General features: G+C 42.7%; 19 protein-coding genes. 7 read left to right on the plus strand and 12 right to left on the minus strand.

All coding sequences use genetic code 11. The annotated features are described in order from the left end of the window. The gene (gene pheA, locus ISG33_RS07530; protein ID WP_195732856.1) at positions 1–1182 is read left to right on the plus strand and encodes a prephenate dehydratase; all 1182 of its coding nucleotides are present in this window, start codon (positions 1–3) and stop codon (positions 1180–1182) included. A 36-nt stretch (positions 1183–1218) separates the two neighbouring features. On the opposite strand, the gene ISG33_RS07535 is transcribed toward pheA, so the two are convergent. The 5 genes from ISG33_RS07535 to ISG33_RS07555 form a co-directional block, all read right to left on the minus strand. Continuing rightward, positions 1219–3537, minus strand: coding sequence for a methyl-accepting chemotaxis protein (locus tag ISG33_RS07535; protein ID WP_195732857.1), 2319 nt, complete (start codon positions 3535–3537; stop codon positions 1219–1221). Between the two features lie 56 nt (positions 3538–3593). Next, a complete protein-coding gene (gene tyrA / locus ISG33_RS07540) occupies positions 3594–4736 on the minus strand; it encodes a bifunctional chorismate mutase/prephenate dehydrogenase (RefSeq protein WP_195732858.1) in 1143 nt (380 codons plus the stop codon). 35 nt (positions 4737–4771) lie between these two features. Beyond that, positions 4772–5860 carry a 3-deoxy-7-phosphoheptulonate synthase gene (locus ISG33_RS07545; protein ID WP_195732859.1) on the minus strand — a complete coding sequence of 363 codons (1089 nt, stop codon included), beginning with the start codon at positions 5858–5860 and terminating at the stop codon, positions 4772–4774. A gap of 285 nt (positions 5861–6145) precedes the next feature. Further along, positions 6146–7684, minus strand: a complete 1539-nt coding sequence (locus ISG33_RS07550) for an AbgT family transporter (RefSeq protein WP_195732860.1) — start codon at positions 7682–7684, stop codon at positions 6146–6148. Between the two features lie 287 nt (positions 7685–7971). Beyond that, positions 7972–8499 carry a sugar O-acetyltransferase gene (locus tag ISG33_RS07555; RefSeq protein WP_195732861.1) on the minus strand — a complete coding sequence of 176 codons (528 nt, stop codon included), beginning with the start codon at positions 8497–8499 and terminating at the stop codon, positions 7972–7974. A gap of 143 nt (positions 8500–8642) precedes the next feature. On the opposite strand from ISG33_RS07555, the gene ISG33_RS07560 reads away from it, so the two are divergent. Together ISG33_RS07560 and ISG33_RS17220 are read left to right on the plus strand one after the other, a co-directional pair. Then, the gene (locus ISG33_RS07560) at positions 8643–9218 is read left to right on the plus strand and encodes a hypothetical protein (protein WP_195732862.1); all 576 of its coding nucleotides are present in this window, start codon (positions 8643–8645) and stop codon (positions 9216–9218) included. A 112-nt stretch (positions 9219–9330) separates the two neighbouring features. Further along, entirely contained in the window at positions 9331–9840 is a 510-nt protein-coding gene (locus tag ISG33_RS17220) for a prepilin-type N-terminal cleavage/methylation domain-containing protein (RefSeq protein ID WP_195732863.1), read from the plus strand. 169 nt (positions 9841–10009) lie between these two features. Here the strand turns inward: ISG33_RS17220 and rplS are convergent, their stop codons facing one another. The 4 genes from rplS to rpsP are packed head-to-tail and all read right to left on the minus strand — an operon-like array spanning position 10010 to position 11966. Continuing rightward, positions 10010–10369: a 50S ribosomal protein L19 gene (gene rplS / locus ISG33_RS07570; protein ID WP_195732864.1), complete on the minus strand. Its 360-nt coding sequence runs from the start codon at positions 10367–10369 to the stop codon at positions 10010–10012. A gap of 39 nt (positions 10370–10408) precedes the next feature. Next, positions 10409–11155 (minus strand): tRNA (guanosine(37)-N1)-methyltransferase TrmD, encoded by a 747-nt coding sequence (gene trmD / locus ISG33_RS07575; protein ID WP_195732865.1) that lies wholly within the window; start codon positions 11153–11155, stop codon positions 10409–10411. Continuing rightward, the gene (rimM, locus tag ISG33_RS07580; RefSeq protein ID WP_195732866.1) at positions 11155–11685 is read right to left on the minus strand and encodes a ribosome maturation factor RimM; all 531 of its coding nucleotides are present in this window, start codon (positions 11683–11685) and stop codon (positions 11155–11157) included. The genes trmD and rimM overlap by 1 nt, the downstream gene beginning before the upstream one ends. 32 nt (positions 11686–11717) lie before the next feature. Then, positions 11718–11966, minus strand: coding sequence for a 30S ribosomal protein S16 (rpsP, locus tag ISG33_RS07585; RefSeq protein ID WP_195732867.1), 249 nt, complete (start codon positions 11964–11966; stop codon positions 11718–11720). Between the two features lie 316 nt (positions 11967–12282). Between rpsP and ISG33_RS07590 the strand changes: the two genes are divergently transcribed. Further along, positions 12283–14727, plus strand: coding sequence for a glycoside hydrolase family 3 N-terminal domain-containing protein (locus tag ISG33_RS07590; RefSeq protein ID WP_195732868.1), 2445 nt, complete (start codon positions 12283–12285; stop codon positions 14725–14727). Positions 14728–14793: 66 nt separating this feature from the next. Here the strand turns inward: ISG33_RS07590 and ffh are convergent, their stop codons facing one another. Continuing rightward, complete coding sequence (ffh, locus tag ISG33_RS07595; protein ID WP_195732869.1) at positions 14794–16182, minus strand: signal recognition particle protein; 1389 nt, start codon at positions 16180–16182, stop codon at positions 14794–14796. 109 nt (positions 16183–16291) lie between these two features. On the opposite strand from ffh, the gene ISG33_RS07600 reads away from it, so the two are divergent. Both ISG33_RS07600 and ISG33_RS07605 read left to right on the plus strand, forming a co-directional pair. Beyond that, complete coding sequence (locus ISG33_RS07600; protein ID WP_195732870.1) at positions 16292–17089, plus strand: cytochrome C assembly family protein; 798 nt, start codon at positions 16292–16294, stop codon at positions 17087–17089. Between the two features lie 41 nt (positions 17090–17130). Further along, a complete protein-coding gene (locus ISG33_RS07605; RefSeq protein WP_195732871.1) occupies positions 17131–18426 on the plus strand; it encodes an HlyC/CorC family transporter in 1296 nt (431 codons plus the stop codon). Between the two features lie 56 nt (positions 18427–18482). Here ISG33_RS07605 and ISG33_RS07610 read toward each other — a convergent pair whose 3' ends face one another. Together ISG33_RS07610 and sixA are read right to left on the minus strand one after the other, a co-directional pair. After that, positions 18483–18695 carry a hypothetical protein gene (locus tag ISG33_RS07610; protein ID WP_195732872.1) on the minus strand — a complete coding sequence of 71 codons (213 nt, stop codon included), beginning with the start codon at positions 18693–18695 and terminating at the stop codon, positions 18483–18485. Between the two features lie 75 nt (positions 18696–18770). Continuing rightward, positions 18771–19259, minus strand: a complete 489-nt coding sequence (gene sixA, locus ISG33_RS07615; RefSeq protein ID WP_195732873.1) for a phosphohistidine phosphatase SixA — start codon at positions 19257–19259, stop codon at positions 18771–18773. A gap of 164 nt (positions 19260–19423) precedes the next feature. Between sixA and ISG33_RS07620 the strand changes: the two genes are divergently transcribed. Further along, positions 19424–22222 carry an insulinase family protein gene (locus ISG33_RS07620; protein ID WP_195732874.1) on the plus strand — a complete coding sequence of 933 codons (2799 nt, stop codon included), beginning with the start codon at positions 19424–19426 and terminating at the stop codon, positions 22220–22222. Positions 22223–22394: the final 172 nt, after the last annotated feature.

The raw sequence follows: 22394 nt of genomic DNA on the forward strand, positions 1-22394 counted from the left end.
GTGCCGAAACAAGAATTAGAAGAAATCCGAGTAAAAATTACCGATTTAGACTCCCAATTACTCACCTTGTTAGCAGAGCGTCAAGCACTGACTAACCAAGTCGCCGAAACAAAAATTAAAAACCACATTCCGGTAAGAGACCAGACCAGAGAAGAGCAGCTGTTGGTGCGCCTTATAAAGAAAGGCCAAGAAGTCGGTCTCGATCCTCATTACGTTACGCAACTCTTTCATGTGATTATAGAAGACTCGGTACTTAATCAACAAGCCATGCTCGCGCGTTGGGCTAATCCCTCAAGTGAGAAGCCCCTCAATCGAGTCGCCTTTTTGGGCGATAAGGGCTCCTATAGCTATTTAGCAACACAGAAATACTTTTCTCGACGAGCTGGCGAACTGTTAGAGATAGGCTGCCAAAGCTTTTCGGAAATTATTGGGAAGGTTGAATCTGGTGAAGCTGACTATGCCGTTTTGCCTATTGAAAATACTTCTTCTGGCAGTATTAATGAGGTCTACGACCAATTACAACATACTCGGCTAAGTATTGTTGGCGAGCTTACACACCCAATTAAACACGCCATGCTGGTTGCTACCGATACCGACCTGAGTAAAATTAAAACGCTCTATGCCCACCCACAAGTGTTTGCTCAGTGCAGTCACTTTTTAGCAGAGCTAGGCAATGTAGAGGTGAAACCCTGCGACAGCACTTCGGCTGCGATGATGAAAGTGAATGAACTTAACTCAAGCAGCGTGGCTGCTATTGGCAGTGAAGCTGGCGGAGCTTTATATGGCCTGAAAGCAATCAAGTCGAATTTGGCTAATCAAAAAGAAAATCACAGTCGCTTTATTGTCGTCGCTAGCGACTCAGTTAAAGTGCCGTTGCAAGTGCCTGCGAAAACAACCTTGATCATGTCGACCGTTCAGAAACCAGGAGCCTTAGTTGAAGCGCTGATTGTGCTGAAAGAGAACCAAATAAATATGAGCAAGCTGGAATCGAGACCAATTACTGGGAACCCTTGGGAAGAAATGTTTTACCTAGACGTAGAGGGCAATATCGAAGATGGTCCTATGCAAAAAGCAATGGAAAAACTACGTGGAATGACACGCTATTTTAAAGTACTTGGTTGTTACCCTGTTGAAGAAGTCAGTCCAACCAAAGTTGCCGCCGTTAACGCCCTTATGGAGTAGGTTAACGACGAGCTGGCTTTACTTGTACGACACAAACTAGAGTTTAAAACGGCTCACCATCGTATTAGCTTTATCGGCTATTTTTGCTAGCTCCTCTGCAGCAGCACTGCTTTGGCTTGCGCCATTTTGTATGTCATGAGCCATTTCACTTATTTCATTTATGCTCTTGCTTACTAAGTTCGATGCGGCGGTCTGCTCTTCCGTCGCACTTGCTACAATCTCAGCGAGTTTCTGGAATTCCTCTAATGCACTTGCAAGCTCAGTGAGCGCGCCAGTAACGGTATCAACTAAATCAATTCCCTTATCGGCAGCACTTACCGCGACACTCATAGATTGCACACTTTGATCTGATGAGGTCGTCATTTTGTCCACTATTTTTGAAATCGACTCGGTGCTTTGTTGTGAGCGGGTAGCCAAAGTTCGCACTTCATCGGCGACCACGGAAAAGCCTCGTCCTGCTTCTCCGGCGCGCGCGGCCTCGATCGCCGCATTAAGTGCTAACAAATTGGTTTGGTCAGCAAGACTAGTAATCACTTCAAGAAAGGTCGTCACTTCCATGACTTCAGCTTTGAGTGATGTTATTACCCCACTCGACTCGTTTATTAAAGACACCAGATGGCGAATGTTTTGAGCTGCAATGTCGGTTTTGCCTAAGTTATTTCTTAGGCCTTCTTTCGCATGCTCGCTTTGTTCGCGATTTACTACAACCGTTTGCGCAATTTCTGCTATCGACGCAGACAGTTCTTCAACAGCCGAAGCAACAGAATGTGTTCGGTCTCGTTGTTCTTCTGTGATTTTTTGGCCTTCGCTAGTCGTTGCTGACAATTGTTCTGCGGCAGAAGACAACGCAACGCTATCTTCCCGTACGCTGCAAATAATCCCGTGTACCTGTTCAATAAACACATTGAAAGCCATCAGTAAATCATCTATTTCAGTAATACCGCACTTCTTCAACCTGATGGTTAAATCGCCATCACCTGAGGTTAGATCTTCACACATCCGACCCACATCATCTAATGGCCGCGTCGTTTTCTGAGTGAGTATATAAGCCGCGACTGATGAAATAACAATCACAATGAGCAAGACAACCACAACTGCTGTAAATAAGTTATTTCTTATCGTGGTTGCGGGTGCTAATGCCTCTGCAACATCAATTTCAGCCATCAGTGCAATCGTTTCATCGCCAAAATTCAAGGGCACATAGGCGGAGAACACTTCTACATCGCGATAGTCTACAATTTTGTTAAAACCTTGATTTCCAGCTAGCGCTGCTTTAGATGATATAGTATTAACGCTTTGATTACCCACCGAGGTTGCGCTGCGCTTTATAGCGGCGGCTTCATTCGGCGAGTTGCTAGCAATAATATCCAAATAAGCTTTTTCATCCTCAATAAAGAAGCGACTTTCCGTGAGTAATACACCATCACTATTCGATAAATAGGTTTCACCACTTAAACCATAACCTTGTTGTACCCACTGGCGATCTCGCGTGAGTACATTGTTGATACGATCGAGTGGAATTTGAAAAATCAGTACACCGATTACCTGCCCTTTACGAAAAATAGGGGACGACAAAAAACCTGCGTATGCATCATAGGAAGGTAAATAAGAAGATATGCTCGAATGGAATACTTCACCTGGCTTTTTGGCCATTGCCGCTTTGTTAAAAGCCTCCGCGATTCCGCTTTGTGAATACGGGCCATTTTGCAGGTTCGTAGCAAAATCTAGTTCTTTAAAAACGCTGTAAACTACATTACCCGATGTATCAACGATAAAAATATCATAATAACCATATTCTTCCAAAAAGCGCTTGATATCTGGGTGATTATTTTGATGAATCTCGGCATATTTTGAGGTATTGGCGAGACGGATAAGACGATCCTTTTGACCAATATTGAAACTTGAGCCCGCGATAAAATCATACTGAAGGCGTTTAGACGTGTCAGATAGAATATTGACCAGTGATAAAGGCTTAGCCAGTGCTTCGCCGTTGCGTTCTTCGTACAGCTGAGCAAAATCATTTTCGTAATATGACTGAAGTGCTCTCTCTTCAGCACTGCTAAGAGCCGCACGCTGATTAGAGTAGCTCAAAAATGCGTTGATAAACTCAGCGCTTGCCTCGATGATTGGGCTTTCTTGTGATTTTATTCTCACCTGTGATTCAAGTGTGCTGAAGTACGTAGTAACGGCTTGCTTGGTATTCACCGCCTGCGATACTAACTTTTCTTTGGCTGCTATCGTCAGCGCCTCGTTCGATACGCTTGAACTAACACTTATAGCGGCGATAGACAGCACGAGTAGAGAGCCAATCACTAGGCTTAAAATAGTGAGCAGAAACCGTAATTTTAACGACATAGCACATCCAACTAATTATCAGCAAATATCTAGCGCACCCAATAAAGGTGGTGAGCCTACGATGTTTTCCGTAACAATTGGCTATCATCAGCCGAGAGCAATAAGTGCTTGCTGTCCATTAAACATTGCTTGGCATAATCGCCAAACCAACGCTTGGTGTCTTCGAATTGATTGATAAAAGCCTGTTTATCATTGAGTTCGACGAGGGTTAGCGCTTCGCCAAATCGTTGATGAAAGCGTTTTAATAATTCCAAACCTTCTTTTTTATTAAATATGATATCGGCATATAAAACAGGCTCTTGAGCAAAAAGTCGACCTACCATGGCCAACTCAAGGCGATAGATAGGAGAACTAAACATGAGTAAAGATTGTAGACTAGGATCTTCTTCTTTCAAATGCTGTCCATAAACAAAGGTAGAGAAGTGACGCATTACTTGAATAAAGGCCATAGCACTATCGTGCTCATTACTTGTTGACTCATGTAATACTGCACCCCAAACTCGCATTTGCTCAAGCAGCCAGTCGTAAGCAGGCTGATGGCGACCATGACACACCACAACAACTTGCTTGATCATGCCAGGCACGTCGGGACCAAACATAGGGTGCAAACCCACGACCGGGCCTTTATGGGCTTTCATCATAGCTTGCAGCGGCTCATCTTTAACACTAGTAATATCAGCAAGGATACAGTGTTCCGGTAAGCTAGTGAGTTTTGCGATTACTGCCGTGGTTAGCTTTATCGGCACAGCAACAATCACTAGGCTAGCTTGTGCAAAAATGTCATCGGCACTTGCCCAATCATCTTTTTCAATGATTTCGACAGCATAATCGCTTTGCGTGAAAAGCTTTACGAATACTTTACCCAGCGCACCTGCACCGCCAATAATAACGACTTTATTGACAGCGGGGTTAACACACAAGTAATTGGCATGTTGGGTTTTGTAGGATTCTCGGATGATACGTCGTAAAACGTCTTCAACTAAATCAGGAGATAAGCCCAAGCCTTCGGCTTTTGCGCGCCGAGCTTTGATCATCTCCGCTTCGCGGCTTGGCACATAGATAGGCATGCCCGTGGTAGATTTAACCTCACCTACTTTGCTGGTTAATGCATTGCGTTTTTTGAGAAGCTCGATTAACTCTTCGTCGAGCTTGTCAATATTAGTGCGCAATTCGCCAAGTATGTTATCGGGATCTGACATGCCTTCTTCTTTTATAGTGTCTGAGTAATGTTGCCTTACACAGATTGTCGTTTTGTTAAACGCATTGGTAATACTGTGATAAGTCTATCACGAGTTTGCAAAATGAGATCATGAGTTTGTTGCCAGTCTATGCATCCGTCGGTGATCGACACACCATACTCTAAATCAGCAAGGGTTTTACCCGTAGAACTCTGATTACCCGCATTTAAGTGGCTCTCAAGCATAACACCAATAATAGATTGGTTACCTTCAAGTATCTGATTCACCACATTTTGCGCAACTAAGGGTTGGCGACGGTAGTCTTTAGCACTATTAGCATGGCTACAATCAACCACTAGGCTGCTGTTAATACCCGCATTATTGAGCTCTGCCTCGCAATCAGCAACACATACTGAGTCATAATTTGGTTGCTTGCCACCGCGCAAAATAATATGACCATCGGGGTTACCTTGGGTTTTGATGATGCTCACTTGACCATCCTTATTAATCCCCATAAAACGATGACCCGACGCAGCTGATTGGAGTGCATTGATGGCGATTCCCAATGAACCGTCTGTACCGTTTTTAAAGCCAACAGGCATCGACAAACCACTTGCCATTTCACGGTGTGTTTGTGATTCAGAAGTACGCGCACCAATAGCCGCCCAACTGAATAATTCAGCTAAATATTGCGGACTGATGGGGTCCAATGCTTCCGTCGCGACAGGCAAACCTAAATCAGCAAGCCATATCAGCAATTCGCGTGCTTTTCTTAGGCCGTTTTCAATATCAAAGGTGTCGTTCAGATGCGGGTCGTTGATCAGGCCTTTCCAACCCGTGGTTGTTCTTGGCTTCTCAAAATACACTCGCATTACTATATATAAAGTATCTTTGGTCGACTCATGCAACTCTTTCAGTTTCAGCGCATACTCTTTTGCAGCCTCAATGTCGTGTATTGAACAAGGCCCACAAACCACAAGCAGACGATGGTCTTTACCATGAATAATTTCAGAAATAACTTTACGCGACTCAATCACACCCTCGAGTGCCTTATCACTTACAGGTAGCTCCTGTGATAATTCACTTGGCGTTACCATCACTTCTTCAGAACTGATATGAATATTATTAACTGTATCTTTTTGCATTTTTTGCACTCTATTGACTTGTAATGCCTTATATAAAAGTAACGAACAGGCATGAAAATGAAATTTTGCGGTGAGACGATAACAACGTGAGAAGGCGAGAAATGAACAAAGCAATCAAAACGTAAATTTATGTTTACACTAACAAATATCTATAAATAACAACTGATTGACTTTTTAACAAACTAACAACTTCGAATCAAGGAAAACATACTAAAACACTCATAAAAAACGGTTGCAACCTTGGAATCGCTGCAACCGTCTAATTTACTGATTAAATACTAAGCGTTAGCCTGCCGGATAAACGTAACTCGCTTGTATACCTAGTGGAATGCCAATCGCCCAATAAATAAGGAGAAATATTGTCCAAGCAACCAAAATCGTAATACTGAATGGCAGCATTAGCGATAGCAAAGTACCAATACCGGTAGACTTAACATAGCGTTGACAGTAAACCACCACAAGTGGGAAGTATGGCATTAATGGCGTAATAATATTTGACGATGAATCACCCAAGCGATAAGCGGCCTGCGTTAAATCTGGTGAGATTCCTAGTTGCATTAACATCGGCACGAAAATAGGTCCAAGCAAGGCCCACTTGGCAGATGAAGAGCCTACAAATAGGTTCACAAACGCAGTGAGAAGAATAATACCAACTATCGTTACCATGGCAGGCAATGACAAGGCTTTTAGAAACTCAGCCCCATTTATGGCCATGAGTGCGCCTAAATTAGACTTACCAAAAGCGTCGATGAACAAAGCGCAGAAGAAAGCCATTACTATGTAGTAACTCATACCTTGCATCGCCTTTGTCATGCTATCAATCATATCTTTAGTGCTGCTGTAAGTGCCCGACATATAGCCATAAACAACACCAGGTAGAAGGAAAAGCAAAAAGATTAAAGGCACAATAGATTGCATCACTGGCGCCTGAAATGTGGTTAGAGCTCCGTCGGCGTCACGCATTGGCGATGAATCAGGAATGAGCACCGCCACTAGCACGCCTATGCCGACTAACATTGTCAATCCAGCAACTCTCAATGCTTTTGTTTGCTTAAGCGTCAACTCTTCAAACTTAGGGATGTCATTCGGATCGCCATCTACTTCGACATCCTTCAGGCGCGGTTCGATGACTTTATCGGTTAAGTACCAAGCTATAGCAACGATTAGTAGCGTGGATGCAGAATTAAAGAACCAGTTATTCAGAGGATTAACTTGAATATCGGGATCAATAATTTGCGCAGCACTTTGCGTAAAAGACTGAAGAAGAGGGTCAATTGCAGACGGAATAAAGTTAGCACAGAAGCCACCACTTACGCCTGCAAACGCCGCAGCAATACCAGCGAGGGGATGTCTTCCCATTGCATAAAATATAACGCCAGCAAGCGGTATCACTAAAACATAACCAGCATCTGTAGCTGTATGGCTGACTATTGCGACAAGTACAACCATAGGAGTAAGCAGTGTTTTTGGCGTGCGATCAAGCATTCTTTTCAATCCGGCACTGATAAAACCAGAATGTTCTGCCACGCCCACACCCAGCATAGCAACCAAGACAACACCAAGGGGCGCGAAGCCAGTGAAGATGCCAACCATACGACTCAAGAAGTCGGCCATCGCAGCACCAGTGAGTAGATTTTTAACTTCTATTGCATTGCCAGTTCTAGGGTCGATGGCATCAAAGCTCATTTGAGAAAATATGGCTGAACATACCCAAATGATGACTAAACAGATAAAAAATATAATGGCGGGATCGGGTAATTTGTTTCCCACTCGCTCTACTTTATCGAGCGAACGAGTTACCCAGGTCGATTGGGCCTGTTGCATAGGTGTCTCCGTTTTTATTATTCTAATTTTTTGTGTGATGTAAGCTGTCGTATAATTGCAAGGCTAAGACCTTGTAATTAATCAATGTTTGAGTGTAGATGGCTTTGGCGTAAAAAACCATAAGTAAACACCGAAATCGTGGTCACAATAAGTCATATAATGCAAAAGTATATGAACACTTTAAATCCGATGTATAAGTAGCTAAGAATAAAAGCGGTTTTACGCAGATTCTTAATCATCGCCTATAAACGGAGAAGAATTCAAAGACGACTAAAAGGTATGAAAAACTAGTTACTTTGTTGCAGTACTGTGTTTGCCGGCAAAGAAGACGACACGACTACCGAGGCACCAACAACACTGTTGGCGCCAATAGTCACACCAGGAAGTACCGTTACATTCGCCCCCAACCAGACTGCGTCACCGATATGAATAGCTTTCGACCTACATAAACCCCTCTGGCGGTCAACAGCATCCATGTGATGCGAGGTAGCAGCAATAACCGTATTGGGCCCTACTAGCACATTCTTGCCAAAAGTAACCTGAGCGCCATCAAGAATGATGACGTTGTGATTTAAAAATAAGCCATGCTCAGCATGAATGTGCACACCGTAATCACATTGAAAGCCATGTTCAATCCAAGCAGACTTTACGTTTGGCAGTAAAGTAGCAAGCAGTGATTTTTTCTGTTTAATTTTAGAAGGGCACAGTTGATTAAACTCAAAGCAGCGTTGTTTAGCTTGCATACGCATCTGACTCAATTGTTTGTCGGTAGCGAAGTAATATTGCTCGCTGAGCATTTTTTCTAGTTCAGTCATTTTTACTGCGTATAGATTGTTTTTACATAGTTTACCTGTACTTAAGGACTAATTCTGCTTGTTCGAAAAAAAATATTTGACTATTTATCATCCAGCAATATACTGTACACATAAACATGAGTAATCATATTGAGGTGATTAAAATGAATGCATCTACTTTTTTTGCGATACACAGAGACCTAAACACAAATGCTCAGAGCTTTAAAAGTCACAGTGAGCAAGATGGCAGGCAAGTAGAAGCGGAAAATACCAACAAGCGCAAAATAGCAAAACTCAAAACAGTCGCTAATCAAAAGGTGGGCAACTTCGAAAGTGCAAAGTCTGCTGGTATTGCAAGCTCTACTGGTATTAAAGGCATCGACCTGTTGGTAGCAAAACATAGCATTGTGCTTAGTGACGACAAAACTAAGTTAAGTGATAACGCATTTCAAAAGTCGCTAGTGCTTTACGGTCAGGATCAACGCCTTGATTTTATGAATCTGCCACCCTGTATGTTTTTAGTTTTATCTGCTGCTGATCACAATGACCGTTTTACGCTGCATCGTTTCTATTTACCCTATAAAAATGGGGTTAGATTTGCTACTTACCTATTGAATGAAAGCGGGGACGTAATAGAAAGTGTATGTTACCAGCGCGGAGCGAAGTATTTAAAAGCCTTCAAGGTCATTGGTTCCAAAATTGCGTATAAAAAGGAAGAACAAGCCACTTTTGCGGCCTAAAGCACTTATTCTCATGTCTATGCTAGCAATAACGTTTAAAATTGCATATATGTTGTTGCTCATTTATTCTTATGGCAATAAACACATCATATGACGAGAAAGAAGTACTTGTATGAAACACATTCGTCGTCAGGGTTTTACACTTGTAGAGCTGATCATTGTTATTGTTATTCTGGGCATTTTGGCAATTAGCGCCCTACCCCGATTTATTGACCTAAGAGGTGATGCTAATCGCAGTACGATGGAAGGCGTTGTTGGTGCTATAAATAGTGCCGCAGATCTCGTACATTCAAAATGCATAGTCACTGAGCTTTGCGACCTAAGTGCAGGGCCAGCAACAGGCAATGGTTTGGGCAATAGTATCCTAATTCAGGGTGAGGCAATCATCTTAGCATTTGGTTATCCTCGGCACACCAATGCAGGCATAGCTCGCATGATAAATATTACAGACACCACCAATGGCGGTGATTTTGAAATAACAAGTTTTAGCATCGCGGGCCGCAGTGGGCTCAGGATAAGACCCGACGACGACTACGAAGCTAACGAATGTGAAGTGAGATACTCTCAAGCCATCGCTGTAGGCGAGCAACCTCTCATAGAAATTGAGCTTGATGACTGTTAACAAGCAAGTTCACTAACGCTACTTTCATTAAGCATGCTTGTTCTTGCTAGAGGAACTGACTAAGTTGTTGAGAAAACGCAGTCTCCAGTCCATATAATTATGTTGCTACAGATACAAAAAGCCCGCATAGATGCGGGCTTTTGAATGTTAACGATAACACAAATTAAAATTAGTTAAGTTTTTCTTTAATACGTGCAGATTTACCTGAACGCTCACGCAAGTAGTACAACTTAGCACGACGAACAGCACCGCGACGTTTCACTTCAATAGAAGAGATTGCTGGGCTGTGAGTTTGGAACACACGCTCTACGCCTTCACCACTAGAAATCTTACGTACAGTGAAAGCAGAGTGTAGACCACGGTTACGCTTAGCGATTACTACGCCTTCGTATGCCTGAAGACGCTCTTTCTCGCCTTCTTTTACTCTTACTTTAACAACTACAGTGTCACCCGGACCAAATTCCGGAACATCAGTTTTGAGCTGTGCTTGCTCAATTTTCTTGATGATATCTTGACTTACTTTACTCATCAGATCCTCTCATGCTAGATAACTGTCATAATGCCGCAACTACTGTCCAGATTTAATCTTTGCCAGTATTTTGTGTTGCTCCTCAGTCAGAGCTAGCTCATTTAATAAATCAGGGCGACGGTCTAAAGTTCTTTTTAATGACTCAGCCATTCGCCACTGCCTAATTTTTTCATGGTTGCCACTTAACAACACACTCGGTACAGCCTCACCATTTAATACTTCAGGCCTGGTGTAATGAGGACATTCTAGCAATCCATTAGTGAAAGAATCTTCCACTGCGGATTGTGTATGCCCCAATACATCCGGCAACAATCTCGATACTGAATCCATTAACACCATTGCTGGCAGCTCTCCGCCACTTAAGACGTAATCGCCAATAGACCATTCCTGATCGACAAGTGAATTAATAACACGCTCATCAATGCCTTCGTATCGCCCAGCAACCAAAATTAAGTTTGGTATTTGGGTTAAAGATTGAACCTCAGTTTGGTTCAAGGTTTTACCTTGCGGTGATAAATAAACTACCACGCTATTGTCGCCCAATGCTTTTTTAGCATCGGCTATTGCGTCTGTTAATGGCTGAACCATCATCAGCATTCCAGGGCCACCGCCATAAGGGCGGTCGTCAACAGTTCGGTGTTTGTCGGTGGTGTAATCGCGGGGATTAAACATACTCACCTGTAATATGCCTTTTTTTACTGCTCTGCCAAACACACCTTGATTCAAGAAGGGTTCGAACATTTCAGGAAATAAAGTTATTACTCCGAAACGTTGGGTAGGTTGCATTAAAAACCTGGGTCCCAGTCGACTGTAATCGTCTTTGCCTGTTTATCAACACTCAACACAACTTGGTCGTGTAAAAATGGTAACAAACGTTCTTTTTGACCAAATGCATCGTTGTTCTTTGCTTTTACAAGCATCACATCGTTGGCACCTGTTTCGAACATATCCTTAACCACACCTAAGTTGTAACCTTTGTCGGTAACCACTTCCATGCCAATTAAGTCTTTCCAGTAAAAATCGTCGTCTAACTCAGGAAGAACTGACGTTGGAACAGATATCTCAGCATTTTTAATTAGCTCAGCATCGTCTCGACTCTCAACTCCTACCAACTTAGCAACGAGGTTTTTACCTTGCTGTCGCCACTGGTCAATTTTTATCTCTTGGTTATCACAACCATTGCCATTTAACTGCCAAGGGGTGTAACCGAATATATCTGTCGTAACCTGGGTAAAACTGTTTATCTTGACCCAACCTTTAACTCCATAAGGAGCACCGATTTTGCCAATAATAATAGTGTCAGACGCTGAACTCATTTTTACCTCAAATCACTGATACAAAAGCGCTACTAAGCAGCAACTTTTGCATCTTTTACCAAGCGTGATACACGGTCAGAAACACTTGCACCTACGCTAACCCAATACTCAACACGCTCTAGGTCTAAACGTAAACGTTCAGCTTGACCTTGTGCAGTTGGATTGAAGAAACCCAAGTTTTCAATGAACTTACCGTTGCGTGCACGACGACTGTCTGCAACAACTACTTGATAAAATGGACGCTTTTTGGCGCCACCACGCTGTAAACGAATAGTAACCATATATGCCTCAAACTCGTTGTAGCGTTACCGTTAACATACCTAGATTCCCGCTACGCTGGAAAAAAGGTGCGCGAATTATACGCTGAGTAGCTTAATTTGCAAGGGCTTTGTGGCTTAAAAGCTGCTAAAAAGAAGCTAAAAAGGGGCTTGCGTCGCATTTGCAGCTTAAAACTCATTCAAGCTTCTTTGTTTGCGCTCGTTCCTAGATCAAAATTCAATAAAAATAATAATAACAATACAAAATCTATCAATGACGACGAAGTTAATTACAGCTAGTATCAGTTACTTAATGTTAATTAACTGTTAAAGGTAAGCCATGCAGCCTTATTTCCTTCCAAAGGCAAGTGCAGCACTATTGATACTTATTTGTACTTTGTCGTTTAGTTCTCAGTCCCAAGAGAGGGCGTACATGGACCCAAATTTACCCCTCAGTGAACGTGTTGAAGACTTATTGCAGCGCATGACGCTAGAAGAAAAAGTAGCCCAGCTGGAAACTATATGGCAAGAAGGTAAACAGCTCAAAAACGAGGATAAGGAGTTCCTTCCCGAGAAAGCAAAAGAGATAATGCCTTTGGGTATTGGTCACTTTGCTAGGCCAAGTGAAGGCATGTCGCCAATTGAAACGCTTCGTTATGCTAATGCTATTCAGAAGTGGTTAATAAATGAAACACGATTAGGTATCCCCGCAATCTTTCATGAAGAGGCTCTTCACGGCCATGCGGCTACCGAATCGACTAGCTTTCCCCAAGCTATAGCGCTCGCCAGTATGTGGGACGCAGATTTAGTATACGAGATGTACAAAGCCTCCGCACGAGAAGTGCGAGCACGTGGCGGTAATCAAGCTCTAACACCGATTCTCGATATTGCGCGAGATCCCCGTTGGGGCCGTATCGAAGAAACAATGGGAGAAGACCCCTACCTTGTTACTGAATTAGGTGTGGCTGCTATTCGAGGTTTCCAAGGTGAGCCATCAGGGCCATACCAGCGTTTGGCGGAAGACCGAGTTTTAGCAACCTTAAAACACCTCACTGGTCACGGCCAGCCCAACAGCGGCATTAACATAGCACCGGCTCCAATGGGCGAAAGAGCCTTACGCGAGATTTTTCTTCCCCCCTTCGAGGCTGCGATAAAAGTTGCGAATGCCAGAAGTGTGATGGCCTCGTATAATGAAATAGATGGCGTGCCAAGCCATGCAAACAAACTTCTCTTAACCGATATATTGAGAGATGAATGGGGTTTTACTGGCACTTTAGTCAGTGATTACGACGCAATACGCGACCTTAAAACAAGACACTCAGTGGTTGAAGATATGCAGGAGGCAGCGATTGTTTCGCTTAATGCGGGTGTAGATATTGAAATGCCAGATCGCATAGCCTTTCCTTTACTAGTCGACCTGGTGAAAGCTGGCCGTGTGGAAGAATCGAAAATCGATGAGTCGGTTCGCCGGGTCTTACAGCACAAGTTTGCGCTAGGGCTGTTTGAAAGGCCCTTCACCGACGAAGCTGGCATAGCCATTATCAATAGTAGTGAACATCAAGCGTTGGCATTAAAGACCGCTGAGAAAGCGATCGTGTTGATGAAAAACGACGGCATATTACCGCTTGACATTAATGGCTATAACAAAGTTGCTGTTATTGGACCTCATGCAGACGAAACACTACTAGGGGGCTACAGTGGAGTACCCAAACGAACCGTGCCTATCTTGGATGGCATTCGCGCTAAATTAGAAGGTAAAGCTCAAGTTAAATTTTCTCGGGGAGCGCTCATAACACAGGACGTTAATGAGCCTTCTGATGCTTCAATAGCGGCTAAAACCTTATCACAACAACGCTGGAATCAAGACCAAATGGCTTTAGCAACACCAGAGAGTTATGCCGGCCTAAAAGAAGAAGCTGTTGCACTGGCGAAAGAAAGCGATATATCAATTCTTGTGCTTGGTTCTAATGAGGGATCGTCGCGTGAGGCTTGGTCTGATAAGCACCTTGGCGATCGTTCATCTCTGAACTTGCTTGGCGAGCAGCAAGCTCTAGCAGAGGAAATTATTGCCTTAGGCAAACCGACTGTCATCATTCTATATAATGGTCGGCCACTAACCCTTGGCGACAAGATTAATAATGATGCGCCGGCCATTCTTGAGGCATGGTATCTTGGTCAAGAAACAGGAACGGCTATTGCCAATGTACTCTTTGGTGACGTTAACCCAGGCGGAAAGTTACCATTAACCTTTCCAAGGAATGTTGGGCAAGTACCCTATTATTATAATCATAAGCCCTCAGCTAAACGCGGATATGCTTTTTCCGAAGTGAGCCCACAATACGCTTTCGGACATGGTTTAAGTTATACAACTTTCGATTACAATGACCTGAAAATTGACGCTTCAAAAGCAGAAGCAAATGGCAAAGCAGTAATATCAATGAAGCTCACTAACACGGGCAAACATGCAGGGGATGAAGTCGTACAACTTTATATCAGAGACACAAATGCCTCCACTACCCGCCCAGTGAAAGAACTCAAGGGCTTCAAACGTGTAAGCTTAGAAGCTGGAGAAAGTAAAAGAGTCATCTTCGAGTTACCCATAAACTTACTCGCTTATTACGATATGAATATGAACTATGTTGTTGATGCTGGTGAGATTCAGTTGATGCTAGGCAGTTCGTCTAGCGACATTCGCTTAAGTGATAGCTTTCAGGTGAAAGGGGCTACCAAAGTGATCAAGCCGGAAGATAAAGCATTCTTGAGCAAGGTAATTGTTGAACAATAAAACACAGCAAAAAAAGCTGAGTTACCTTACTACAAGATAACTCAGCCCGATTAATTTCTTTCTACACTATTTACGTGGGCCGAAACCTCCACCCATACCACCCATTCCACCGGGAGGCATCATCCCGCCCATACCGCGCATCATTTTCTTCATGCCGCCACCCGACATCTTCTTCATCATTTTTTGCATTTGGGTGAACTGTTTAAGCAGTTTGTTGACATCTTGAATTTGAGTACCGGAACCTGCTGCAATTCGACGCTTACGTGAACCTTTGATCACGTCGGGTCGCTCACGCTCACCTGGTGTCATAGAATTGATGATAGCTTCCATTTGAGTAAACTGTTTGTCATTAGCCTGATCTTTAATCTTGGCCGTCATATTACCCATGCCCGGCATTTTATCCATAAGAGACATCATGCCACCCATGTTGCGCATTTGCTCAAGTTGCTCCTTGAAATCCTGAAGATCAAAGCCCTTCCCTTTCTTCACTTTTTGGGCCAGCTTCTGCGCTTTGTCCTTATCAACTTTGCGCTCTACTTCTTCAATTAAGCTAAGCACATCGCCCATACCCAAAATACGACTAGCAATTCGCTCGGGATGGAAAGGCTCTAAAGCGTCGAGCTTTTCACCCATGCCCATAAACTTGATTGGCTTACCAGTGATATGCTTGACCGATAGCGCAGCACCACCTCTCGCATCACCGTCGGCTTTGGTAAGAATTACCCCTGTAAGTGGCAGAGCTTCGTTGAAAGCTTTAGCAGTATTCGCGGCATCCTGACCGGTCATCGCATCAACAACGAATAAAGTTTCTACTGGCGTTACCGCTGCATGCAGTTGCTTGATTTCATTCATCATTTCAGTATCAACCGCCAAACGACCTGCGGTGTCAACAATAAGGACATCAATAAATTGTAGTTTTGCCTGAGCAATCGCGCCTTCAACAATATCGATCGGCTTCTGTAAGCTAGATGACGGGAAAAATTCCACATCAACTTCTTCGGCAAGGGTTTGCAGTTGTTTTATTGCTGCCGGACGATAAACGTCGGCACTCACAACCATCACTTTTTTCTTGTCGCGTTCTTTTAGATATTTAGAGAGCTTACCAACACTGGTGGTTTTACCTGCACCCTGCAAACCAGCCATCATAACAACGGCAGGCGGTGTGGCGGCCAAATTCAAACCTTCATTGGCAGAGCCCATGACCGCTTCTAGTTCGCTTTGTACGATTTTGATAAGCATCTGGCCAGGATTAAGGCTTTTTGATACTTCGATTCCTACAGCACGCTCTTTTACTTTAGCGACAAAGTCTTTTACTACTGGTAAGGCAACATCAGCCTCAAGCAAGGCCATGCGTACTTCACGCAAAGTTTCCTTAACGTTGTCTTCGGTAATACGCCCTTTGCCACTGATATTTTTAAGGGTTTGGCCTAATCTGTCTGATAAATTCTGAAACATAGTAATAATTTGATTTCGCTATAATTGGTCGAGAGTATACAATACTTATGTTGCGTATATCGACTCTGATTTGTTATAAACTGATTTCATCTTTTATTAAGGTAAATTAATGGACTTGTCCTTAGCATTATATCTACCCACTCTTTGCCTATATATATGGGCTGGGATAGGTTTATCAAAGGCTTTTTTCTCACACAAAGAGAACACGTCGAAATTGCCGATCCTGCTTCTGGTTGCGGCAAGCATTGGCCACCTAGCATTAATTGTTAATTCAAACACTACTAACAGTGCCGAACACCTTAGTATCACTCAGGTTGCAGCTCTTCTAGCTTGGCTAGTCACTGTCACCATGTTAATAACCAATACTTACATTAAAAATTTAGTGTTTTTGCCGGTGGTGAGTTTGTTTTCGGCGCTATTTATCAGTTTACAAGAATTCGTACCTCAGGCATCAACTATTAGTATCAACATGAGCGCAGGTATGATCAGCCACATCGTGCTAAGTCTGTTTGCATTTGGGGTGTTAAGCATCAGCTTTTTATATGCCTTGCAACTCGCCTATATAAACTATCAGTTGAAGCACAAACAAATATCCTTGATGAATTCAGCCTTACCGCCCCTAATGTCGGTTGAGCACATCTTAATTAAGCTTATGATTTTCGGCACTATTTTATTAGCCATCGCCCTTTTTTCAGGCTTTGTTTTCATCCCAAATATGTTCGCCGATGGTTATGCACACAAAACCATACTCTCCAGCACGGCATTTTTGCTGTATATTGTGGCACTAGCTTTGCAACATGTCGCTGGGCTCAAAGCTCGCACATTAGTTACATTTAATTTGTTTGGTGTTGCTTTATTAACACTGGCTTACTTTGGTAGTCGTTTTGTGAAAGAAATACTGCTGTAAACTAACTATTTAAAAATAGAATACAAAATAAGGTCACTTAGTTGGACGTAATTTCTACCGGTCATCTCTTTATAGCTCTCGCTGTACTCATTCTCTTATCTGCCTACTTTTCAAGTTCCGAAACAGGCATGATGACTATTAATCGTTATAAGCTGAAACATTTGGCAAACGAAGGGGATAGCAGAGCGCTTCGAGTTCAACAATTGCTAAGTCGCCCCGACCGATTGATTGGCCTAATACTGATTGGTAACAATTTAGTCAACATTGCAGCCGCGTTAGTCGCGGGGGAAATAGCCTCTCGTTACTTCGGTGAGTTTGGCGCATTCATAGCGACCTCCTTAGGTCTCACTTTTATTATGTTAGTGTTTGCCGAAGTCACACCAAAAACGCTAGCTGCCCTTTATCCTGAAAAAATTGCCTTCCCTAGTTCAATCATTTTACTACCACTGCTGGTGCTGCTCACACCATTCGTCATGCTAGTTAATGGTTTTACTAACGGCTTTTTAGCAGTATTGCGTATCAATCCGGCGGGCGCTGATGGCGACTCGCTCAGCTCTGAAGAATTGAGAACAGTCGTGTACGAGGCTGGCACAATGATCCCGAAAAAGCACCAAGATATGCTAGTGAGTATTCTCGATCTTGAGAAGGTTACCGCCGAAGACATTATGGTGCCGCGAAGTGATATTTATGCCATTGATATAAATGATGATTGGAAGCTCATACAAAAACAACTTACCCACTCGCAACACACCAGAGTGCTGCTTTATCGTGATAGTATCGACGACGCTGTTGGCTTTGTGCATGTGCGAGATGCTTTGCGACTTTTGTCTAAAGACCAATTTACCAAAGCTACAATGCTGCGTGCGGTAAAAGAAATTTATTACACGCCCGACTCAACCCCGCTGCATACCCTTATGTATAAGTTCCAAGCAGAGCGCGAGCGAATTGGGCTCGTGGTAGATGAATACGGCGATATTCAAGGTTTGGTCACACTAGAAGATATTTTAGAAGAGATCATAGGTGACTTCACCACCTCAATGCTTCCCGATTACAGTAAAGAAGCGATAGAGCAACAGGATGGTAGCTATCTGGTGGATGGCAGTGCAAACGTTCGCGAATTGAACAAAGAAATGGATTGGAGCTTTCCTACCGAAGGTCCGAAAACAATGAATGGCCTCATAATAGAGTACCTAGAGGATATACCTGAAAATAATATAAGCTTGCGCCTTGCTGGCTACCCTCTCGAAATTGTGGAAATTAGTGGTAATATGATAAAAACCATTCGAATTATTCCCCATTACTACAAGAGTATTGAAACAGACGACAGCACTAGCTAGGCCGCGGTAACTAGTTACGCGCTTGTCTTGTGCTATGAAAATGTGCATACATCAGGCTATTTGCTATTTGCGTGTTTAATCGAAACAACATTATTTGCTTTTCCAATACGCTTTTGTCTCGCTTTTTCTTTGAAAGCTTCTACTTTGCGATTCAAGTCGTCAAGCTTTTGCATGATGTCCTGAAGCTCATCATCGTCCTCAATATCAGAATCCCGAGCATGGTTCTCGAGTGTCTTATAGAGAGTGAAAGGAAGAGACTTCTTGCTCATTTTCTGCGTTGTGCCCATTGTTTTGCATTAATACCTATTATGGTATCGGACACTGCGGGCTTTCCTGAATAATATTTACGTTAAACTTTGATAGAAAGAGAGCTGTCTGCCGCTATGTTTGGCTTTGTCGTAGTCGATCATCAATACGTCTGCTGTATCAAAAATGCGTGCATTAAAGCCATGACACAAGGAATCGGATAACAAACTTACCAGTGGCATGTGACTTATGATGAGTAATGATGAGATATTGTCCTGCTCAATTAAATGACCATCAATCCAATCATGTGTAGAGCCGGCCTCTTGATTTGGCGTAAGCATTGGAGAAGATACACTACTAGTAATCTCAAGAAATTTTGACACGCTAGCTGCCGTTTCCTGTGTTCGCACATAGGGGCTTATGAGGGCCAAATCAACGCCCGACAAAGTCGTGTTTTTCAGAATACCGTTTTGCATCCACTTTGCCGCATGTTCGGCCTGGGTTCGGCCAAAACTGGTGAGATGACGTGACATATCATCCTGCTTATATGGCTCAGCTTCTCCGTGGCGCATCACGAATATGATCATTTATTTCTTCTTTTGTGGTGAAGTTTTTCCGCAAAGTGACGCTAACGCTTATATGGCGAATAAACAAGTATTGTTTCTAATATTTTTAACGACCTATGTTGAAAAACCTTTACAACTATACAATTTAAAGGTTTTATTAGTTTTATACTCTGAAAGGAACGATATTGCTACAAACTCGACAAGCTAACAGAGACTACCTGAAACATATTTTGGACAATAGTCTTGAGTTAGTTGTTATTACATGCCCTGACGCACAAAAATCAGCTATTTCTGTCTCAATTGGAGTGGGACACTTTTGTGATCCTGATGATTGTCCAGGCTTGTCCCACCTGCTCGAACACATGCTTTTCACTGGTAGTGAAAACTATCCAGACGGGAATCATTTACACGATTTCCTACACAAAGACGGTGGTTTTTTGAATGCATGGACCTCTGCCCAAAACTGTAACTTTCATTTTGACTCTGCGCACGAGCTTCTTCTCAATGGCTGTGACGTATTATTTGACATGCTTCTGCACCCACTTTTTACTGAAGACGGTATCGCACAGGAAATTGCAGCTATAGAGGCAGAGTTTAGTCTTCGTCGACATGATGATGTTAGACGTTTGTACGATGTTCACAAAAAAACGGCTAACCCCAAACATCCATTTACAAAATTCAGTGTGGGTAATAGAAGTATATTTGAGCGTTTCTCGTTAAGTGAACTTAAAAGCAAGTTAGTTGAACATCACGCAAAGTACTTCTCAGCGCATAACATGAAAATTTGTGCATTCACGGCAAGTACGCAAATAGCGACTGGAGTGCAACAAAAAGTTAAAGACCATTTTTCTGGCTTAGCAAACACTGCGCCTCGCGTCGAAAAGCAGAAGTTACCTGCGCTATACACTCACCAACAAAAAGCCTGTGTGATCAATGTAAAGCCTTACAAATCGACGCAAACACTGATGCTCACTTATTGCCTCGACAATGTGACTGAGCACTATCGCTCAAAACCTATTTTGCTGCTAACTCATTTGCTAGAAGACTCCAACAAAGATGGACTTCAATGGTATTTGAAAAATGAAGCCTACATCGTTGACCTCAGTGCCAGCGGTGGTATTGAAGATGAGCGCAACCAAGATATCAATATCAACTTGAGACTAACTGAAAAAGGACTCGATAACATTGCAGTAATTATTCAAGTCGTAAATCAATGGTTCGATTTCTTGCGTAGTGTTGGTATAGAGAAATGGCGATTTGAAGAAAAAGCACAGCAGCTTCAACTTCAAGTAACACATTCAAATGCTTCATCAGCCATCGACGAATGTACCTTATTATCAACCCGCCTTCATAAACATAAGCTAGATGAGGCGCTCAATATCGACAGTTGCATGGATACTTATGATGCCGACTTTTTCAGCTATTTTTTAAGCGCTTTCAAGCTTCAAAACCTTCGTGTATTTTGCATTCATAACGACGCAGTCACAGATCAAGTTACCGAGCAGTACTCCGCACCGTTCAGCGTGAAAAGACTGCAAGACCTGATGCCTGTGGAAAATCCAAACATTGCAAAAATCGCATTTAAATTACCTGCTCGAAATCACTACATGAGTGATAACTTCAGCCTAGTCAAGCCCGACTTGGCTCCGGGAGTAACTCACGAATTCAAAACTGGTAATATACGAGTGAGATTTGCTCAAAACCTACAATTTGAAACCCCTAGAGGCGATTGTTATTTCTCAATTGAAAGCCCCTATATGGTGGGTTCAGCGAGAAACATGGCAATAAAGCGCTTGTGGATTGAATGCATCAGCGAGCAACTTTCTGAAGATTACAGCGGCGCAGAGATGGCCGGTATCAACTTTAGGGTTTACGCGCATCAAGGCGGCTTAAGTATCCATACTAGCGGCTTTTCACACACGCAATTGCTGTTATGTGAAGAGATAGTCACCGGCTTGAAAAAGCTAAAAATAAAGCCTGCGGTGTTTTTGAGCATGAAAGAAAAGCTTAGCACGACACTTAAGAATAACCTGCTAAACAAACCCATCAACCAATTATTTAGTGAACTCAATATTCTATTCCAAGAAAATGCCTTCTCGAATGAGTCCATACTCAACGAACTCAAGATGGTTTACCTACCTGAGCTACAATCACACATGGACAGCTCGTTTAACGCTTTGCATATTGAGGGTTTGATCGTAGGAAATTGGACACTGAACGATGCAAAACAGTGCGTAAATAACATTGAGCAAAAGCTCAGCAATTGCAGTGCTCAATTCAAAACCCAAAGACGCATTGCTGACATAAAAGGCCAGCAAATATCGCTAGTGGTAAACTCAGAAAATACTACGACAAGAGGCAAACAAAACGAGCGAGAACACGCAATCGTTTGCTATTTTCAAGCAGCCGAAAACACAATAAAACAACGCTGCATTTTTATCGCTTTCGAAAAGCTATTGTCACCCTTTATCTTTGACGAGCTGAGGAATAAACGTAACTTGGGCTACTTAGTTGGCTGCGGCTACATGCCCATGAATAAGCGCCCTGGTATTGCGATATACGTGCAGTCTCCTAACGTCAAATGTGACCATTTGAATCAAGCAATACAAGATGCATTGATCACTTTCAAACATGACCTTGAGGAACTCGCGCTGATTTTTGACAACTTCAAAAACTCCCTAGCAAAACAGTTTACAAGTGACGATGCCAATACCTCTCAATACGCACAGCGATTATGGGTAGAATTTGATAAGCCAATTCAAGAGCAAGAAGAGCTCGAAACGGCTACTTCTCTTGCTATCGAAGCACTTTCTTTCGAGGAGTTTAATGATGAGTTCGAAAAACTCTTTATTAAACAACAAAATGGTTCTGTTACGCTCAGTACAGAAGCGATTAATATAATTCAAACTGATAAATCTAACGCTATTCAATTAAGCTCTACGCATGATATCAAACCTGATTTACATTTCGTTTCCACCCCTTAAGACGCAACAACTGTATTTCTGAAAACCGCCCTTTGATCACTTTTTAGTCACATTATCTTTTTATAGTTTACAATTTAGGCAAACAAGCGTGTAAGGCTAATAATCACTTGAGATACAAGATCTAAAAAGGCATCCTCCAAGCCTATATAACAATAATAAAAATAAATGTAGG

Source organism: Marinibium conchae, assembly GCF_015595035.1.
Classification (GTDB): Bacteria; Pseudomonadota; Gammaproteobacteria; order Enterobacterales; family Alteromonadaceae; genus Glaciecola.

What these genes read in the sequence shown, in the direction of transcription:
- ISG33_RS07535 (WP_195732857.1), bottom strand. Translation starts at nt 3,537, where the DNA reads ATGTCGTTAAAATTACGGTTTCTGCTCACTATTTTAAGCCTAGTGATT.
- tyrA (WP_195732858.1), bottom strand. Translation starts at nt 4,736, where the DNA reads ATGTCAGATCCCGATAACATACTTGGCGAATTGCGCACTAATATTGAC.
- ISG33_RS07545 (WP_195732859.1), bottom strand. Translation starts at nt 5,860, where the DNA reads ATGCAAAAAGATACAGTTAATAATATTCATATCAGTTCTGAAGAAGTG.
- ISG33_RS07550 (WP_195732860.1), bottom strand. Translation starts at nt 7,684, where the DNA reads ATGCAACAGGCCCAATCGACCTGGGTAACTCGTTCGCTCGATAAAGTA.
- ISG33_RS07555 (WP_195732861.1), bottom strand. Translation starts at nt 8,499, where the DNA reads ATGACTGAACTAGAAAAAATGCTCAGCGAGCAATATTACTTCGCTACC.
- ISG33_RS07560 (WP_195732862.1), top strand. Translation starts at nt 8,643, where the DNA reads ATGAATGCATCTACTTTTTTTGCGATACACAGAGACCTAAACACAAAT.
- ISG33_RS17220 (WP_195732863.1), top strand. Translation starts at nt 9,331, where the DNA reads ATGAAACACATTCGTCGTCAGGGTTTTACACTTGTAGAGCTGATCATT.
- rplS (WP_195732864.1), bottom strand. Translation starts at nt 10,369, where the DNA reads ATGAGTAAAGTAAGTCAAGATATCATCAAGAAAATTGAGCAAGCACAG.
- trmD (WP_195732865.1), bottom strand. Translation starts at nt 11,155, where the DNA reads ATGCAACCTACCCAACGTTTCGGAGTAATAACTTTATTTCCTGAAATG.
- rimM (WP_195732866.1), bottom strand. Translation starts at nt 11,685, where the DNA reads ATGAGTTCAGCGTCTGACACTATTATTATTGGCAAAATCGGTGCTCCT.
- rpsP (WP_195732867.1), bottom strand. Translation starts at nt 11,966, where the DNA reads ATGGTTACTATTCGTTTACAGCGTGGTGGCGCCAAAAAGCGTCCATTT.
- ISG33_RS07590 (WP_195732868.1), top strand. Translation starts at nt 12,283, where the DNA reads ATGCAGCCTTATTTCCTTCCAAAGGCAAGTGCAGCACTATTGATACTT.
- ffh (WP_195732869.1), bottom strand. Translation starts at nt 16,182, where the DNA reads ATGTTTCAGAATTTATCAGACAGATTAGGCCAAACCCTTAAAAATATC.
- ISG33_RS07600 (WP_195732870.1), top strand. Translation starts at nt 16,292, where the DNA reads ATGGACTTGTCCTTAGCATTATATCTACCCACTCTTTGCCTATATATA.
- ISG33_RS07610 (WP_195732872.1), bottom strand. Translation starts at nt 18,695, where the DNA reads ATGAGCAAGAAGTCTCTTCCTTTCACTCTCTATAAGACACTCGAGAAC.
- sixA (WP_195732873.1), bottom strand. Translation starts at nt 19,259, where the DNA reads ATGATCATATTCGTGATGCGCCACGGAGAAGCTGAGCCATATAAGCAG.